14 protein-coding genes are annotated in these 17,148 nt (G+C 63.8%); 9 read left to right on the forward strand and 5 right to left on the reverse strand.

What is annotated here, in order from left to right:
* Nucleotides 1-179 precede the first annotated feature (179 nt).
* The 3 genes from AArc1_RS11950 to AArc1_RS19075 form a co-directional block, all read right to left on the reverse strand.
* Nucleotides 180-1,496: a methyl-accepting chemotaxis protein gene (locus AArc1_RS11950; protein ID WP_117364582.1), complete on the reverse strand. Its 1,317-nt coding sequence runs from the start codon at nt 1,494-1,496 to the stop codon at nt 180-182.
* A gap of 334 nt (nt 1,497-1,830) precedes the next feature.
* On the reverse strand, nt 1,831-3,975 hold the full coding sequence (gene katG, locus AArc1_RS11955; RefSeq protein WP_117365881.1) for a catalase/peroxidase HPI: 2,145 nt from the start codon (nt 3,973-3,975) through the stop codon (nt 1,831-1,833).
* A 1,035-nt stretch (nt 3,976-5,010) separates the two neighbouring features.
* On the reverse strand, nt 5,011-5,214 hold the full coding sequence (locus AArc1_RS19075) for a DUF7511 domain-containing protein (protein WP_133412229.1): 204 nt from the start codon (nt 5,212-5,214) through the stop codon (nt 5,011-5,013).
* A 247-nt stretch (nt 5,215-5,461) separates the two neighbouring features.
* Between AArc1_RS19075 and AArc1_RS11960 the strand changes: the two genes are divergently transcribed.
* Complete coding sequence (locus AArc1_RS11960) at nt 5,462-6,571, forward strand: PAS domain-containing sensor histidine kinase (protein ID WP_117364583.1); 1,110 nt, start codon at nt 5,462-5,464, stop codon at nt 6,569-6,571.
* 401 nt (nt 6,572-6,972) lie between these two features.
* Here the strand turns inward: AArc1_RS11960 and AArc1_RS19080 are convergent, their stop codons facing one another.
* Nucleotides 6,973-7,128 carry a hypothetical protein gene (locus AArc1_RS19080; RefSeq protein ID WP_186336597.1) on the reverse strand — a complete coding sequence of 52 codons (156 nt, stop codon included), beginning with the start codon at nt 7,126-7,128 and terminating at the stop codon, nt 6,973-6,975.
* A 416-nt stretch (nt 7,129-7,544) separates the two neighbouring features.
* Nucleotides 7,545-8,372: an alpha/beta fold hydrolase gene (locus AArc1_RS11970; RefSeq protein ID WP_117364584.1), complete on the reverse strand. Its 828-nt coding sequence runs from the start codon at nt 8,370-8,372 to the stop codon at nt 7,545-7,547.
* Nucleotides 8,373-8,515: 143 nt separating this feature from the next.
* Here AArc1_RS11970 and AArc1_RS11975 point away from each other — a divergent pair, with 143 nt between their 5' ends.
* From AArc1_RS11975 to AArc1_RS12010, 8 genes are all read left to right on the forward strand, one after another.
* A complete protein-coding gene (locus tag AArc1_RS11975; RefSeq protein WP_117364585.1) occupies nt 8,516-9,826 on the forward strand; it encodes a cobyrinic acid a,c-diamide synthase in 1,311 nt (436 codons plus the stop codon).
* A gap of 641 nt (nt 9,827-10,467) precedes the next feature.
* Nucleotides 10,468-11,034, forward strand: a complete 567-nt coding sequence (locus tag AArc1_RS11980) for a hypothetical protein (protein WP_117368089.1) — start codon at nt 10,468-10,470, stop codon at nt 11,032-11,034.
* A gap of 86 nt (nt 11,035-11,120) precedes the next feature.
* On the forward strand, nt 11,121-11,714 hold the full coding sequence (gene cbiT, locus AArc1_RS11985; RefSeq protein ID WP_117364587.1) for a precorrin-6Y C5,15-methyltransferase (decarboxylating) subunit CbiT: 594 nt from the start codon (nt 11,121-11,123) through the stop codon (nt 11,712-11,714).
* Nucleotides 11,711-12,559, forward strand: coding sequence for a cobalt-factor II C(20)-methyltransferase (locus AArc1_RS11990; RefSeq protein ID WP_117364588.1), 849 nt, complete (start codon nt 11,711-11,713; stop codon nt 12,557-12,559). The genes cbiT and AArc1_RS11990 overlap by 4 nt, the downstream gene beginning before the upstream one ends.
* Nucleotides 12,556-13,482: a cobalt-precorrin-4/precorrin-4 C(11)-methyltransferase gene (locus tag AArc1_RS11995; protein WP_117364589.1), complete on the forward strand. Its 927-nt coding sequence runs from the start codon at nt 12,556-12,558 to the stop codon at nt 13,480-13,482. Before AArc1_RS11990 ends, AArc1_RS11995 begins: the two co-directional genes overlap by 4 nt.
* Nucleotides 13,483-13,564: 82 nt before the next feature.
* Nucleotides 13,565-14,851: a DUF7125 family protein gene (locus AArc1_RS12000; RefSeq protein WP_117364590.1), complete on the forward strand. Its 1,287-nt coding sequence runs from the start codon at nt 13,565-13,567 to the stop codon at nt 14,849-14,851.
* A gap of 10 nt (nt 14,852-14,861) precedes the next feature.
* Nucleotides 14,862-15,998, forward strand: a complete 1,137-nt coding sequence (locus tag AArc1_RS12005; protein WP_117364591.1) for a hypothetical protein — start codon at nt 14,862-14,864, stop codon at nt 15,996-15,998.
* Nucleotides 15,998-17,131 (forward strand): hypothetical protein, encoded by a 1,134-nt coding sequence (locus tag AArc1_RS12010; RefSeq protein WP_117364592.1) that lies wholly within the window; start codon nt 15,998-16,000, stop codon nt 17,129-17,131. Before AArc1_RS12005 ends, AArc1_RS12010 begins: the two co-directional genes overlap by 1 nt.
* Nucleotides 17,132-17,148: the final 17 nt, after the last annotated feature.

The following is a 17,148-nucleotide window of genomic DNA, read 5'->3' on the forward strand; positions in this document are numbered from 1 at the left end:
TCGTCTCCCGATGGGACCGCCAAGCGGAAAGTACCCCTCCTGGCGCGCAGAAACCGACGGATGTGACAGGGGCCTCGAGCAGCTGTCTCACCCCTTGGCCGAACCAGTCGAAGGGTGCCTGGACTCACCTGAGACAGTCCGTTCGATCAGAAGAACGTCGGGGCTGTCCTCGGGATAGATCAGTTGCTCGAGAGGTCTCGAACCGTCTGGTTGATCTCCTGGACCTTCGAGACCTGTTCTTCGTTCGCACTGGCGACGGATTCGATCTCGGTGGCGATCGTCTCCGCCTCCTCGACGAGTTCGTCGATCATGCTCGCGACCTCTTCGGTGCTGGCCGCCTGATCGTCGGTCGCCTCCGAGACGTCCCGGATGCCCCGCGAGGCCTCCTGGACTGCCTGCGCGATCTCCTGAAGCGTGTCCATCGCGTCGTCGACTTTCTCGATCCCCCGGTCGACTTCGCGGGTCGTCTCCTCGAGGCTGTCGACAGTGGCGGAGGTGACGTCTTTGATCTCCTCGACCATCGTCTCGATCTCGCTGGCGTGAGACTGGGAGTCCTCAGCGAGCGACTTGACTTCGTTTGCGACGACGGCGAAGCCGTCTCCCGCCTCGCCGGCCGTTGCAGCCTCGATACTCGCGTTGAGCGCGAGCAGGTTCGTCTGATCCGCGATGTTGTTGATGATGTCGACGATCTCGTCGATCTCGTCGATACGGTTCTCGAGTTGTCCGATGTCACTAACGACCTCCTGGGTGGAATCGTCGACCTGCTCGATCGCGTCGATCGCCTCGGTCGCCGCATCGCGTCCCTCATCCGAGAGTTGCTCGGCTCGTTCGCTCGTCGCGGCGACCTCCTCGGCCGTCGAGGCGATCTCTTCGACGGAGGCCGACATGCCAGCGACCTCGCTCGCGACGCCGTCCATCGAAGACGCCTGTTGCTGGGCGAGGTCGTTGATGTGTTCGGTGCGTCTGGCGGCGCTATCGGCGGTTTCCAGCACGTCATCGACGGCGCTCTCGACGTTCTCCGTGATGGCCTGGCGTTGCTCGAGCTGAGTAGCGTAGTTGCGAATGAACGTGACAAGCGTCTCGGTCAGCTCCTGCTCTTCTGAAAGCCAGGGGCCGTTGTCCTCCGTTGGTCGCCGTTCCGTGTAGACGACTTCCATACTGACCGGCGTTCCGGCGTCGGTGCTGACCTCGGTAGTCAGCGGGTGACCGCTCCGCTGAAACCGTGCCGACTCGGCGACGACGTCGCCGACGCTGATCCGTGCTTCGGTCACCTCGGGGTACTGAAACCACTCCGGGAGTTCAGCGACGTACGTCCGGACGAGTTCGTCGATCGGTCGGTCGACCTCGCCGAACAGGTCGTTGGCCCGCTGGATCGCCTCGAGTTCTTTTGACCGTTCCTGAAGCTTCACTTTGGCCTCGACTTCGGAGAGCGTACTGACGTCGTCGTGTAACTGAAAATGTTCTGAGGGAAGGTGAGAGCCTTCTGAGTCGGCCATAGTGGTACAACTCTAGAGTATACACATCACATTGTTGGCCGACTTCCCGGCCTGTGACGCCACTCGTGGGCTATCCGTCGTTCGTCCATCGGTTTCTTGATTCGTGTGGCGTCACTACCGGTTCGTCGGTAAAACTCGATCTGCGTGGAATCAAACATGACTAGCAAACCAGGTCCCGTCGACCTACGAATGCGATAGTACTGAACTACGTCGTGGTGATCGCTCCGAAAAGAGTCGACTACCGTGCCGACACGGTCGCGAGCTCGGACCGGGAACCGCGACGAGAGGTCGGTGAGCGTCGGAGACAGCCACCGACTCGAGCGCTCTACGTCGATTACTCGAGGTCGAAGCGGTCGAGGCTCATCACTTTGCTCCAGGCGTCGACGAAGTCCTCGACGAGCTGTTCTTCGCCGTCTTCGGCACCGTACACTTCCGCGAGGGCACGAAGTCGGGAGTTCGATCCGAATACGAGGTCAACGCGAGAGGCCTTGAACTCGACGTCACCCGTTTCACGGTCGATCAGCTCGAAGACTTCTTCGTCCTCGTCGACTGCTTCCCACTCATAGCTCATGTCGAGGAGGACCTCGAAGAAGTCGTTGTTCAGCGTCTCCGGTTCGTCGGTGAAGACGCCGAGGTCGGTGTTCTGGTAGTTGGCGTCCAGTGCACGCATCCCGCCGACAAGGGCAGTCATCTCGGGGGCGGTCAGCGTCAGAAGGTCGGCTCTGTCGACCAGTAGCTCTTCTGCCGAGCGGTCCATCACGTCACCTTCGGTGTAGTAGTTGCGGAACCCGTCGGCGTCTGGCTCGAGCCACTCGAAGGACTCGACGTCGGTCTGTTCGGGAGTCGCGTCGGTGCGGCCCGGTTCGAACGGAACCTCGACGTCGTAGCCAGCGTCGGCTGCGGCCTGCTCGACTGCGGCAGTGCCACCGAGGACGATCAGGTCGGCGAGCGAAACGCGAACGTCGTCGGATCGTGCGCTGTTGAACTCGTCTTGAATCTCCTCGAGGACCGTCAGTACCGTCGCCAGCTCTTCAGGCTCGTTGACCTCCCAGTTCTTCTGGGGTTCGAGGCGGATGTGCGCACCGTTTGCGCCGCCGCGTTTGTCGCTGTCGCGGTAGGTCGAGGCCGACGCCCAGGCGGTCTTGACCAGCTGGGAGACGGACAGTTCGGACTCGAGGATCTCTTCTTTGAGTTCGGCGGTCTCCTCCTCGCCGATGAGTTCGTAGTCGGCGTCCGGAATTGGGTCCTGCCAGAGGAACTCCTCTTCGGGAACGTCGGGGCCGAGGTAGCGCTCTTTCGGACCCATGTCACGGTGGATGAGCTTGAACCAGGCCTTCGCGAAGGCTTCCTCGAGTTCTTCTGGGTTCTCGTAGAAGTGCTTCGAGATCTCACGGTAGTCCGGATCCGCCTTGAGGGCGATGTCCGTCGTGAGCATCATCGGCGTCTGGCTGCCTTCGGGGTCGTGGGCGGCTGGTGCAGCACCCTGTGCCTCCTCGTCGACCGGCGTCCACTGGTAGGCGCCGGCGGGACTCTCGTCGAGTTCCCACTCGTACTCGAAGAGGTTCTTGAAGTACTCGTGGTCCCACGAGATCGGCGACTGCGTCCAGGGGCCTTCGAGGCCGCTGGTGATCGTGTCGTCACCTTTTCCGGTACCGTAGTCGCTGTCCCAGCCCAGTCCCTGCATGTCGATGGGGGCCTCTTCTGGGTCCGGGCCGAGGTGGTCGTCGGAGGCAGCACCGTGGACTTTCCCGAACTCGTGTCCACCGGCAATGAGCGCGACCGTCTCCTCGTCGTTCATCGCCATCCGTTTGAACGACTGGCGGATGTACTTCGCCGACTCTTCGGGATCGGGGTCGCCGCCCGGCCCCTCCGGGTTCACGTAAATGAGGCCCATGTGATCGGCGGCGAGGTCGCCCTCGAGGGTCCCCTCCTCGTCGTGGCGTTCGTCGCCCATCATCTCCTCTTCGGGGCCCCAGTCGACGCCCTCGTCGGGCTCGAAGGCATCCTCGCGTCCGCCAGCGAAGCCGTACGTCTCGAAGCCCATCGACTCGAGGGCGACGTTTCCGGACAGGACCAGCAGGTCGGCCCACGAAAGGCTACGGCCGTACTTCTGCTTGATCGGCCACAGTACGCGGCGTGCCTTGTCGAGGTTGACGTTGTCCGGCCAGGCGCTGAGCGGAGCGAATCGCTGTCGGCCGCCCGCAGCGCCACCACGGCCGTCGGTCGTCCGGTACGTGCCCGCACTGTGCCACGACATCCGGATGATAAGCGGCCCGTAGTGACCGTAGTCGGCCGGCCACCAGTCCTGTGACGTCCGCAACACTTCTTCGATGTCCGCTTTGACCTCCTCGAGGTCAAGGCTCTCGAACTCCTCGGCGTAATCGAACTCTTCGCCCATCGGATCGACCGGACGAGCGTTCTGATCGAGGATCTTCAGGTTCAACTGTTCTGGCCACCAATCTTGATCGGAGTCGGTCATCATCAGATAGTTGCGGCTTTCGCATGATAAGATTGTCTATCTCAGAAAGGAAGTGTTCGTACAGCCCAACCAATCCATCCGATTTATGAATTTTTGTTGCCGGTATATTTGAACCGTCTATTTACGAGACACGGTGGTCCTCGATGCACGCTATCGTTCCAACTGGAGTTACTACATGCCTGAGTATGACTCTTTGCGCAGTAGAGGCCACGCTGAGCGCTCGAGTATCCGGCTCGTACTCCGGTTCAGTTTCGACACAGTACGCAGTGACGAGGCCGTGGTATTGCGCCTGATCCGCCTATAATACCTCCTCGTGGTCGAACGGTTCGGCTGGGCCAAATGGTTTGATTGACCCCGTGCGTGCCCACGAACGAGACGACGCTCGAGTTTCACCGACATGTCGGATCTTTCGACGATTCCCAGTTTCGAACAATGTACTACATCACTTACTTGTTCCGTCGCCCAACCACCGGGCGTGGCACGCCCAAACCTCTATTGAAGTCCATCAACGGGCCGCCACGCCCATCACCCACCCTGCACTCTCTTTCCAGTGTGGAGGTCGTTTTCCACCTGAGTTGTCGGTGGCTTCGCGTTCGAAAGCGGTAGTCGTCCCGACGACCTGTACTCGACTGGCCTCGAGCCACTGTATCGATTGCCCCCGTGTACTGGTTCCAGTCGACACTCGAGGACTATCCGTAGTGCGGTCACGGGTTTACCAGAACTGGCAGGTCACAGGTATAGTACCAACTGCAGCGATTAGTACACCGATCGCCGATCCGTCTGGCGAGCAGGTGCGCACTGACGTGCAGTGACTACTAGCGTAAGACTGGTGCAACTGGTGGGGTGAACACCGACTCAGAGCAGTCAGTTCCTGTCGACCACGAGGCGTGGACAGAGACGCCTGCCACAACGGGAGTGAAGGCATCCCGAGGGCGAGCCCCGACGCACTCACCTCAAAGCGCCTGTAGAATCCGTTCGGGCAGTCCTCAGAAGGGGTTAGCGTCGTGACAGTGTCCGCACGCTGATCGAAACGGGCTACTGCATGTCGTCGAGGGACACGAACGCGTCCTCACTGGCGACGATCCACTCGTTTTGGGCCGTCTCGTCGGTCGTGTAAATAGCCAGTTCGTCCGGCGCATCGTCGTTCTGGATCACTACGAAGCCGAGCCGGAACGGCGGCTGATCCTCGAACGGCGTCGACACTACGTTCCCCCAGTCGAATTGGTCCCCCTCAGTCATACAAGTGGCTGGGATGTAGTATGAAATCTGTCTTTTGGCCCACTATGTCCGGGGCGATATCTCATCGCGAAATGTGTGACGCTGCTTGCGGACCCACGCACAAGCCCGGACACGCCGGATCGTGACTGTGCCGCCGAACTCCCGCCGGGCCGGGCGGTTACGCGCTCCCAGACCTGCCGACGTGCCACAATGTATTTCATGCTAAACCGTTACCATTAGGACGACGATCGACAATCCACTCGACACCATGCACCCACGCCACGAACTGACGAAATACGTCGGCAGCGAGGACTGTGCCGAAGAGTCCGTTTCGGAGTTTTTCGGCCAGTTAGTAGAAGACATCGGAGTCGGGGTGGCCGCGGTCGGGACCAATGGGACGTTCATCTACGTGAACGACCACTACGCCGGAATGCTGGGGCGTACGAAGGAAGATCTCATCGGTCGTAGTGTTGGAGAAATAAATACGGCGTTCGATCAAGCCCGCTTCGAGGAATATTGGCACTCGTTTTCGATGAACGAAACGCACGTCGCGGAGACGGTACATCGAACTGCAAGCGGTGAGACGGTCCCGGTCAGAACGAACGTGACGCGGGTCGAGATCGGCGGTGAACCGGTGAACGTCGGCACGATTCAGGACATCTCCGAGCTAGAACGGCGTCGCGAGCAGCTAGACGTCCTCCGTCGCGTGCTCCGACACGACCTCCGAAACCGACTCAACGTCGTCTCGGGGTACGTCGACCTCATCGAACTCGAACTCGATTCGACTGACGAGCTTCACGATCACTTCACACACATCCAGACCGAGATCGAACACCTGCTCGCGACCTCAGAGAACTCCCGTCGCCTCGAGAACCTTCTCGATGAGTCTGCGAGTGGACCGAGCCAACGAACGAAGATGGTTCGTCTGGACCGCCTGCTCGAGGAAGCGCTCGCGAGGGTTCGAACGAAGTTTCCGGGCGTCGACGTCGAGACTGTAGATCCGGGCCCGGTTCGCGTTCGCGCCGCCGAGTATCTCGGCCAGGCGATCACACACGTCCTCTCGAACGGGATCCTCCACAACGACAGCGAACGACCGCGTATCGAACTCGGCGTGACCGTCGGCGAAGAGCGTGTTGTCCTCTCGGTCGCCGACAACGGTCCGGGGATTCCGGACGAGCGGAAGGATCTCGTCTTCGGACGCGAAGAGACCGATCAGCTGCACCACGGAAACGGGTTCGGGCTCTTTTTCGTGGAGAACGTCGTCGAAGAGAGCGACGGTGAGATCTGGATCGAGGACAACGAGCCGAGAGGATCGATTTTCAAGATCGCACTCGACCTCGAGCCTCGAGCGCCGGTCGATCGAGCCGAACGCGTGTGAGATGAACAATTGTTATATAGGATAGTTCCAAATACAGGGCTGGTCTGTCACCCGCGACGGCAGATCACTACGCCCAACTCGATTCTGGGCACGACTCTGGCGCACACCTGTGCATGATACACGGGGTTGCGCCCCCCATTTCTGGATCGAACTCACCCACGTCGTTCAGTTCGTGTACAGGGAGTGACCGCTTGCACAGCCACCAGCCGGTCACGGTGTACGCGAACTCGAGTCGGCCTCGCCACGACGCGCCAAGTTCTAGCGGCCGGGTCAGCCCGGACGTGACACGACTGGCTACGTCCGGCAGCGGCGATGAGAGCGCGGCTGACCGACGGTTACCGGGGCCGGTCGGCGGACGAGTGGATTGCTCTGGGGCGGTGGAACAACCAGTATCGGCGTGCTCAGGAGAGTCGGTCGAAGGCACCGTCGCCGCAAGTGCAGTCCGCGGAGACGCCGATGGGGCGGATCGTCCCGTCAGAGAGTTGCTCGGAGACGAACACGGACCCACACGATCGGCACTTGGCGACGACTTTCGACTTCGACTGGGACTTGCTCATTGACACAGGGTATGGCCGAGACGGGTATCACGGTTGCTCCAATCTGCTTTGGGACCACGAGTGAACGACACGTTCGGGACGATGCCCCCATTGGTCGCAGGTGATGATTCGCTCGAGTGGCTAACTCCCATCGTCGCGAGGAGGGCGTTGTTCGCCTCGACGTAACTGTTGACGACGTGTTTCGAGATTGCCACCGGTTCGTCCCTAACGGGGCCTCTACAGCGTTTGACTCCGGATGTTCACTGCCCATGTGTTGCTGGCGGATGGGGATGATGCTTCACGAACGCCAGACACTATAGTGTGTCTCGCTTCTTTGAACTACTGACAAGTGTATTGCCCCGCCCTCACTAACAGTCACCGCCTGCAGAACGGAAGAACGGACGAGGGGCAGCATCCACTCGGCTCACACCGTCCTGCTATGCGACGTCGATCCTGTCGAGAAACGCTCCAGTCGCGTCGTTGAACGCCACCGGTCGGTCCTGATTGACGAGGTGACCGGCGTTGTCGAACGTGAACCGCTGGCCATTGTCGACTTCAGAAACGATCGCTTCGCCTTGCCCTTTGACGAGTGGGGCCTCCTGTTCGCCGTGGACGACGAGCGTCGGCGTCGAGACGCCGGTGAGGTCCGACGGATCGTACCGGAACAGTGCCTCGAAGATCTTCCGGAACTCGGATCGAGAGACGTCATCGACGGCTTCGAGCGCCTGCGCCCGGACGGCCGGGTCGACCGAAAGCCACTGTTCACCGGTCGTCCCCTGGATCGAAACCAGCAATGATCGGAACGTCGTCCGTGGTCCGGTCAGTGACAGCGCCGTCGCGAGCGCTGGCGTCGGGGAGAGAAACGGTTTCATCCCACTCGGGAGGTCAACCGGCGGCATCGACCGGACTGCCCCGGCGAGAACCGCTCCCGTCGCCCGGTCGGGATAGCGAGAGAGATACTCCTGGACGACCATCGATCCCAGCGAGAGTCCACAGAGGGTCGGTCGTTCGATCTCGAGGTGAGAAAGCAACCGCTCGAGGTCGTCCGTAAAGAGGTCGATCGTGTACCGGGTCGCGTCGGTCGGGCCGGTCCGTCCGTGTCCGCGAACGTCGAGCGTGATGACCTGGTAGTCCTCTGCGAAGTGTTCGACCTGTGGCTGCCAGGCCTGTCCGTTCATCCAGCCACCGTGGACGAAAACGAGCGGCGGTCCCTCGCCGGTTCGTTCGTACCAGAGGGTGCCGTCATCGAGCGAGAGTTCTGCCATAGACGTTGTGCGGGCGCTGTGCATATAGGTTGGCTGGTTGCGTTACCCACGGTGAAAGACAGGCGAGCTACACCGTTGATCGAACGCACACGTGTGCCACCGTCACCGACGCTTTCAAGTCGGGGTGTGCGAACAGGGCACCAATGAACGGATTCGTACTCGGTGGAGTCAGCTCCGGGGTCGGAAAGACTGTCGCGACGCTCGCGATCGTACAGGCGCTCGAGGACGCCGGGTACGACGTCCAGCCCGCCAAGGCAGGTCCCGACTTCATCGATCCGAGTCACCACGAGGCGATCGCCGGTCGGCCGTCACGGACGCTCGACCTGTGGCTCTGTGGTGACGACGGCGTTCGCCGGAACTACGCCCGCGGCGAGGGGGACATCTGCGTCGTCGAGGGTGTGATGGGCCTGTACGACGGTGACGGCTCGAGCACCGCGATGGTCGCCGAGGCGCTCGACCTCCCGGTCGTGCTCGTTGTCGACGCCAAAGCAGGCATGGAGAGCGTCGCGGCGACGGCACTCGGCTTCCAGCAGTTCGCCGCGGAGATCGGTCGCGACATCGAGGTCGCTGGCATCGTCGCCCAGCGCGCCCACGGCGGCCGTCACGAACAGGGCATCCGCGACGCTCTGCCGGACGACCTCGAGTTCTTCGGGCGGATTCCGCCGAATCCCGACCTCGAGATTCCCGACCGTCACCTCGGCCTCGAGATGGGTCAGGAGGTGACGCTCCCGACCGGGGCGCTGCGCGAGGCCGCGGAGACGCTCGAGGCCGATCGACTCGCAGCCGTCGCGCGCGAGCCCCCGGCGCTGTCGTCGGCAGACTCGGCACCGTCGGAGCCAGTCGACGCCCGCATCGCCGTCGCCAGCGACGCCGCCTTCTGCTTCCGATATCCCGCGACGATCGAACGCTTCCGCGAGCGGGCCGATCTCGTCACGTTCTCACCCGTCGCGGGCGATCCCGTTCCCGACTGCGACGGCGTTTACCTCCCCGGTGGCTACCCGGAACTCCACGCCGCCGACCTCGAGGCCGCCGGCACACTCTCGGAACTCGGCGACCGCGCGAGCGATGGCCTCCCCGTCCTGGGCGAATGTGGTGGCCTGATGGCGATGAGCCAATCACTGACGACCGCCGACGGCGACCGTCACGAGATGGCGGGCATCCTCCCGGCGGACGTCACCATGCACGACCGCTATCAGGCGCTCGACCACGTCGAACTCGAGGCGCTCGACGATGTACTGACGGCCGACACCGGCGGACGGATTCGCGGCCACGAGTTCCACTACTCGAGCGCCGACGTCGACGGCGACGCCCGCTTCGCCTTCGAGACGGTCCGCGGCGACGGCATCGACGGCGACCACGACGGCCTGCTCGAGTACGAGTCGATGGGGACCTACGTCCACGTTCACGCCGAAAGCGGGGCGTTCGATCGGTTCCTCGAGACCGTTTCCCGGTGAGCCGTTCGATCCGGCCGCCGAACGTGAAATCTCACCTGGCAGTCGTTTCGAGACGAAGACATGTCTCCGCAGCCATCGTCCATCCTCCAGCGGGCTGTCGTCGACGCCTCGAGCGGTCGGTCGACTGCTCGCCTGCCACGTCGGGTTCGTCGGCGTTCTCGCCGCGGCAATCCTCGGACTCGGCTGGTGGCTCGATCGCACCGCCGACGCCGGGCTCGAGATCGGTTCGGTCGACGGCGTCGTCCTCCCGCTGGCCGTCGGGGGGCTAGTGCTGGTGTTCGGCGCTGCAGCGTTTCTTGCGCTGTCGCTCTCGCTGACCCTCGAGGTAATCGACGCCGCAACTCCCGCCTCGTCGGGACGACGGTCGCTGTCGATTCCCGTCGCCCGTCTGGCTCTCGCGCTGTTACTCGTGACGGCGCTCGTCGCAGCCGCCGGCGCGGTTCGGGCGGGAGACGTTCGGCCGGTGGACGCCGCACCCGAACTGCTGCCCGACGATCCAGACGGAATCTACGAGACGGCACTAGACAACACGGACCGGTCCGCTCACGCCTACCGGTACTGGACCGATGGCGGTGAGCAACTGGAGATAGAAACCCGACTCGACCGCTCTGAGAGGCAGCTGAAGATGCTGCCTGGTGGTGATGGTCCGCCGACGTACTACGAGCGCGGTCACCTACGATTCCTTCGGCGGGCCGTTCGGAGAGCCCGAGGCGATCCCGGTTCCGGGATACCTCGAGTGGGAAGCCCAGGAAGTCGCCACGGACACCTCGCCACGGGTTGGAGAGCCCAACCCGGCCGTTCGAAACTGGACGATCAGCGAGGAGATCGACGACGAACTCGTCCTCGAACTCGAGGACTCGAACGACGTCTACCTCGCACTGACGGGCATGGAACTCGAGGAGGCATACGACGAACCCGAGGTCCACGAGGCCGCCGGGACGATGACTGTCGATCCCGACCGGAAGACGCTGGTCGACGGGGAGTTCCGGCTTGCCTTGACCGACTGGGCCGAGGTCGACTCGAGCGACGAGGTTTACGAGACCGTAAGCGACGACGAACCCACCGCCGAGTGGGAGGACGTCGACCACGAGCTGACGTATACTGCAGACGTCGAACTGGCGTACGAGGTCGACATCGACGTCGAACGACCCGACGAGATTGGCTCGCCCGGCCCAGGAGAGGTGTTTTGGCGCGTGTTCGCGTGCTGACGACGGGCGTCTCACCAGCGAACACAATGCCGATTGTTCTACTCCAAGCAAAATTGTTTTACTGTCGGCTGCTGTTGGGCCGGATAATGTCATCCATCGCGCTGCCATACGACGCGAAGGCCGGACCGACGAAACCGGAGGTCCGGGCGGTCGTCCAGTCGAAACTCGCACTGGGGCCGGACGATCACTTCGCGGAGGTCGGCTCCTGTACGGGAGCCGTCACCATCGAAGCCGCCCAGCGAGCCGGACGCGTGACCGCCGTCGAGCGGAAGGCCGAACGCCTCGAGACGACCGAGAAGAACCTCGAGGCGAACGCGGAGACGATCCGGGCCGACGTCGAGTTGCGAAACGCTGAGGCACCCGAGGGCGTGCCCGACGACGCCGACGCACTCTTTCTCGGCGGCAGTCGGAACTTCGAGGCCGTCCTCGACCACGCCGTCGAAACCGGGGTCGATCGAATCGTGATGAACGTCTCCCGACTCGAGGTCGCCGGGAAGGCGGCTGAGGCGTTCCGTGAGCGCGACATTCTCGAGGAGGTCGTCCAGTTCCAGGTGAGCCACGGCTACGAACTCGCCGGGGCGACGAGTTTCGATTCGGACAACCCCGTTTACATGCTGGTCGGGAGTGCAGGCGGCGACGATCGATCCACCGCGACCGACGGCGGGGAGGTGACACGATGACGCTCTACGGCGTTGGCCTCGGCCCCGGCGAGGCCGACCTCGTGACGGTCCGCGGAAAACGAGTGCTCGAGGCGGCCGACGTGGTCTACTCGCCCGGCCGACTCTCCCGGTCGGTGGCGCTCGAACACGTCGGCGAGTCGAAGATCGGCGACCTCGAGTTCCCGATGACCAGAGACGAAGAGAAACTCCGGTCTGCCTGGAAGGAGGCCGCTGCGGAGGTCGCCCCACGGGCCCGCGAAGGCGACGTGGCGTTCGTCACGCTCGGCGATCCGAACGTCTACTCGACGTTTGGCCACCTTCGGCGAACGCTCGCGGCGTTCCACCCGGACGTGGACCTCGAGATCGTCCCGGGCGTAAGCGCGATGACGGCGTTCGCGACGGCACTCGGGGTCGAGATCGAAGCCGGGGCGGGACTCGCACTTCGCGAGGCTGCTGGCGGTGCCAGCCCGACGGGGCCCGATCGGATGATCCTCTTCAAGGTTACCGACGCACCGGCCACCCACGAGGGACTCGTCGAGGCTGGCTACGACGTTCGCTACGGCAGACGGCTGTTCATGGAACAGGGTGAGACGATCATCACGGACGATCCTGCGGACCTGGCCGAACGCGATTACTACACGCTCGCCTACGCCGAGAAAGCGGCCCTCGAGATCGAATCAGCGACGGCAGCGTTCCAGGCCGACGCCGACGCTGACGAGTCGACGTCAGGAGAAGGCCCGATCGCCGACGGCAGTGGGCGTCCGACGGAGTTGGGGTCGTCACCGGAACCGCCGGACGGCGGCAAGCTACTCGATCTCGAGCGTGCAGAGGGCTGTGAACACGGTGACTGTGGAGGCCACCGATGACGAGCAGCACCGACCCGAAGACGGACTCTGAACCGGACACGACGAGTGACGAAGGTGTCCAACAGCGCGATCCTCAGGCGGCGATCGACGCCCAGAGCGAGGGTCGCCGTGCGGAACTGGACGATCGGATCTTCGAGCATAGCGCCGGTGATCAGCAAGAGGGCGTCCCGTTCGTCGGTGCAGGACCCGGCGATCCGCGGCTGTTGACCGTCGCCGGCAAGGAACTACTCGAGGCGGCGGACCTCGTCGTCCACGCGGGCTCGCTGGTCAACAGCGAACTGCTCGATGCCTACTGTGCACAGGCCGAACTCGTGAACTCGGTGGGCAAGGACCTCGAGGAGCTAATCCCGCTGATGCGCGACGCGTACGAGGACGGCGACACCGTGGTCCGACTCCACAGCGGCGACCCCGCGATCTACGGCGCGGCGCTCGAGCAGATGGACGCGCTCGAACACGAGGGCGTCCCGACGTACTTCGTTCCGGGCGTCACTTCGGCGTTCGCCGCCAGTGCAACGCTCCGAACGCAGCTAACACTCAACGAGGTCGCAAACCACGTCGCGATCACCCGGCCACAGGGAAAAACCCTGACCGAAGACGAAGATCACATCTCCGAGTTCGTCGGGATGGGCGACGTCACGACCTGTATCTACCTCGGAACCCACGCCGTCCGGGACACGATGGATCGACTGCTCGAGGACGGCCACGACCCCGAGACACCGACAGCAGTCGTCTACCACGCCTCCTGGCCGGACGAAGACGTGATCGTCGGGACGATCGAGACCATCGCCGACCGAGTCGAAGACGCCGGCTATCGTGCGTCCGCGCTGGTGCTCATTGGCGACGCGGTGACGGGTGCGGGCTACGAGCGGTCGTTCCTCTACGGCGACTGGGCCAATCGCGGCTCAGAGCGCACGTCGGAGTGATCGGCCTCGGACCGACTTCGTTTTGCGTTCGTCACTGGCGACTGGGCGAGAGTTCAAAAGGGATGACGGAGCCAGAAGTGGCATGATCGCCATCGCTGGATCCAAAGGTGGATCTGGAAAGTCCACCGTCACCCTCGGACTCGCCGAGGCGTTCGCCCGGGCCGCCACCCCGGCGATCGCCGTCGATGCGGACAGACAGCTACCGAACCTTCACGTCATGGCCGACCTCGAGCGACGGCCGACGGTCGCGGATCTCGACCGAACGGTCGATATCACCGACGTCGCTCAGCCCCTTCCCCGCGAATCCGACGTCGGGATCGTCCCGGCGGTGACGTCGGCGCAGTCGTTCGAGTTTGACGGCCTCGGCGAACACGCCGTCGACGGACACCAACTCCTGCTCGACTGTCCCTCGGGGGCCGGACCGGACGTCGTGGACCCGCTTGGCGAAGCCGAGGGTGCGATCATCGTGGCCTCGAACACCGGCCGAAGCCTCGAGGCCGCCGAAACGACGATCGAGATGGCTCGTCGACTCGGTGTTCCCATCTACGGTGTCGTTCTCAACAGGTGTACAGCTGTTCCCGATGCCGTGAGTCGCTGGAGTGGCGTTCCGATCCTGGGGTGCGTTCCCGAGCATCCCTCGCCGCTGTTGAACGACGAAGTCAGGGCGGCGTTCGACCGGATCGTCGAGACCCTCACGACCCAGTCACCGTCGGACCGGGCACCCCCGGAAGCCACCGGCGGGACGCTCCCGACAGGGACGGTCGAACTCGACGCCCGACTCGACGGCGGACTCGAGCCGGGATCGATCGTCGCTCTCGTCGCATCTCCCGCAAGTCAGGCAGAACACCTCTTGTATCGGGCGAGCGGGGTCCGTGGGACGCTTTATCTCTCGACCGACCGATCACGGGACGCCGTCCGTCAGGCGATCGAGTCCGCCTCGAGCGGTGGTACGCCCCCCACGATCCGCCACGTCGGCGGCGAGGACGCACTCGAATCGACGCGCTCGCTCGTCGACAAACTCCCCGACGCCGCGAATCTCATCATCGATCCGGTCGACGCACTCGAGCGTCGCGACCGGCGCGCGTACGCCGCGTTCCTCGACGCGCTTCGAGAACGGATCCTCGAGACCGACGGGCTCGCGATCCTTTCGTGTCTCGACGACCCCCCTGCGAACCGAGCTGCAACGCTCCGGGCAGCCGACGCAGTGTTCGAACTCGAGACGGTCTCGGGAGGCCCTGGCACCGACATCGAACACTATCTCTCGGTACCGAAGTACCGGGCGAAAGCCGGGTTCTCCGAGACGATTCGTCTTACCTTCGACGCCAACGCTCGTGTCGGACCGATCGAGCCCCCGACGCGATTCGACTGAGGTGTGATCGATGGGTGAACTTCCGTACGAATCGCTGGTCGGGATTGCCTACGGGCTCCTGTTCGGGTTCGTTCCGGCACTTATAGTCGGGCTCACCGCCGTTGGAGCCGTGATCGTCTACGATCGGTCGCTTTCTCCGATCGTTGGAGCGGCTACCGTGGCCCCGCTTACGATCGCAAGCGGTGCCATCGTGGGAATTTTCGATCCAGCCGCGATACCCGCACACGGTCAGCGGACGGCGGTCGCAGGGACCGTCGCCGGAGTGCTTGGCGTCGTCACGACGAGCCAGGGTACCCGTATCGCCACCGAACTCCCACGAGACCGAAGATTCCCGCTCGTCAGGGGCCAGTCGCTCTCCGCCGAGGCGATCGACGCCGTCGACGCGATGGGACAGGTGACGATTCGGCCAATCGGCCCGATTCGCGAGTTCGACGGCTATCCACCGCTCTCGCCAGCGCTACGCACGGCACTCGAGGAGGACTGCTGGCGGTTTCCGGCCGATCTCCAGCTCGCCGAACTCGAGCGACGGCTCGAGCGTCGACTCCGGACGGAGCACGGCCTCGCGAGAGCAACGGTTTCGATCGACGGCCGCGGCCGGACGACGATCGCCGCTGCCCCACCCGAGAAGAGGGTCGCGACGACGCTCGCGGAGGGAACCAGGGCCGTCACGGTCGAGGGGCTGCTTCCGTCGGGAATCGAACCGGGAGACGCCGTCGTGATCGACACGGACACGGCGGTCGTCCACGGGACGGTGCTCACCGTCGGAGACCAGCCGGGGAGCACCGCCGCCACGACGGCGACAGAGCCTCCCGTTTCGGCCGAGCACCGGACCGCGACCGCTGGCTTTGACGGCGGCCACGGTCGCCTTACGGTCACGGTCGAGACGACCGACGCTGGTGCGCTCCTCGAGGCCTCACAGCCTCGAATCGCAGTCTCCCCACGCGGCGACGCCCACGAGTTCGAAGCGGCGGCGTTGCTCGAGGAGGCCGGACGGCCGGTGACCGAGGTGGTGGTTGGTGACCGAACCATCGATCCGGACCGAACGCTCGCCGTTCGACACGATGGGGAGTGGCTGTTCGCCGTCGACGAGCCCGAAGAAGCCGACAAGGCGTTCGTCGCAGGCAGTGAGCCGGAGGTGAGTGGCTAATGGTCGAGGTTGCAGCCTTCGTCGACCTCCTTCGTTCGACGGTGATCGTCGTGGTCGGAACCGGACTGCTTGCCGCGCTCGCCGGACTCCTCACGGCAGCGAGCTACCGGTGGGCGACGACACGAGCACCGCCGGCCGGCGTTGGGACGATCGTTGGCCTGTCGACGGTCACCGGCTATCTGAGCTACAGGCTGGTCGAATCGAGAGCGTTCTTCGAGGGTGTTCCCCTCGATCATCAGTTCAGCGCCGGATTCGTGCTCGCGACTCTCTTCGTCGGCGGGACCGTCGCCACGGCGGGTGGTCGACTCGGCGACCGGATCGCCTGTGAGGTCACAGCGATTCCACGGATCGACGGCGACGGTGAGGCGGTCGCGAGCGTGCGTGCGGCACGGCTCGCTGTCAGTATCGAACTCCCCGACGTTATCGACGACGCGGACGGCTACCGGCCGGTCGATCCGGCCCTGCGTCGAGCGATCGCCGGCTCCACGGTACGGCTTCCACACGGACTGACGGCCGAACAACGTCGAGACCGACTCGAGCGTCATCTCGAGTGTGAGTACGGGGTTGGATACGCAGCCGTGGTACTGGACGACGACGGCAGTCTCGAGCGCGTCTTCGTCGGTCAGCAGTCGTCGGGGCTCGGGTCGATGCTTCCTCCAGGAACTGCCGCCGTCGCGATTCGAGCAGACTGCTCGCCCGACGCCAGTCTCGGCGATCCGATCGAAATCTGGTCGACTGGCGACCGGATTCGGCTGGTCACGACCGGACGACTTCGAACGACCGCCGGTTCGGTCGCGACCGTCATCGTCGAACGCGACCGCGTAGGCGACCTCTCGCCCGAACACCGGTACCGAGTCGTCACCCGACCGGACGAGTCGACCGACGGCTATGCGTTTGCCTCGACGCTCCGAAGGGTCGATGAGACGGTCGTCACCCTGTCGGTCGATCCTGAGGGACCACTCGCCGGCGAGTTCGTCGGCTGGCTTCCGGGTCGCGTCCTCCTCGTTCACCGTGACGGGGAGTTTCACCCACTGCCCGCTGACAACGAGACGCTGCAGGCCGCCGACGAGCTGTGGGTGCTCGCTCGGCCGGACCACTTGACGGAATCCGATCTCACCAGCGCACCGATCTGATATGACTCGATCAACAG

Source organism: Natrarchaeobaculum sulfurireducens (assembly GCF_003430825.1).
GTDB lineage: Archaea > Halobacteriota > Halobacteria > Halobacteriales > Natrialbaceae > Natrarchaeobaculum > Natrarchaeobaculum sulfurireducens.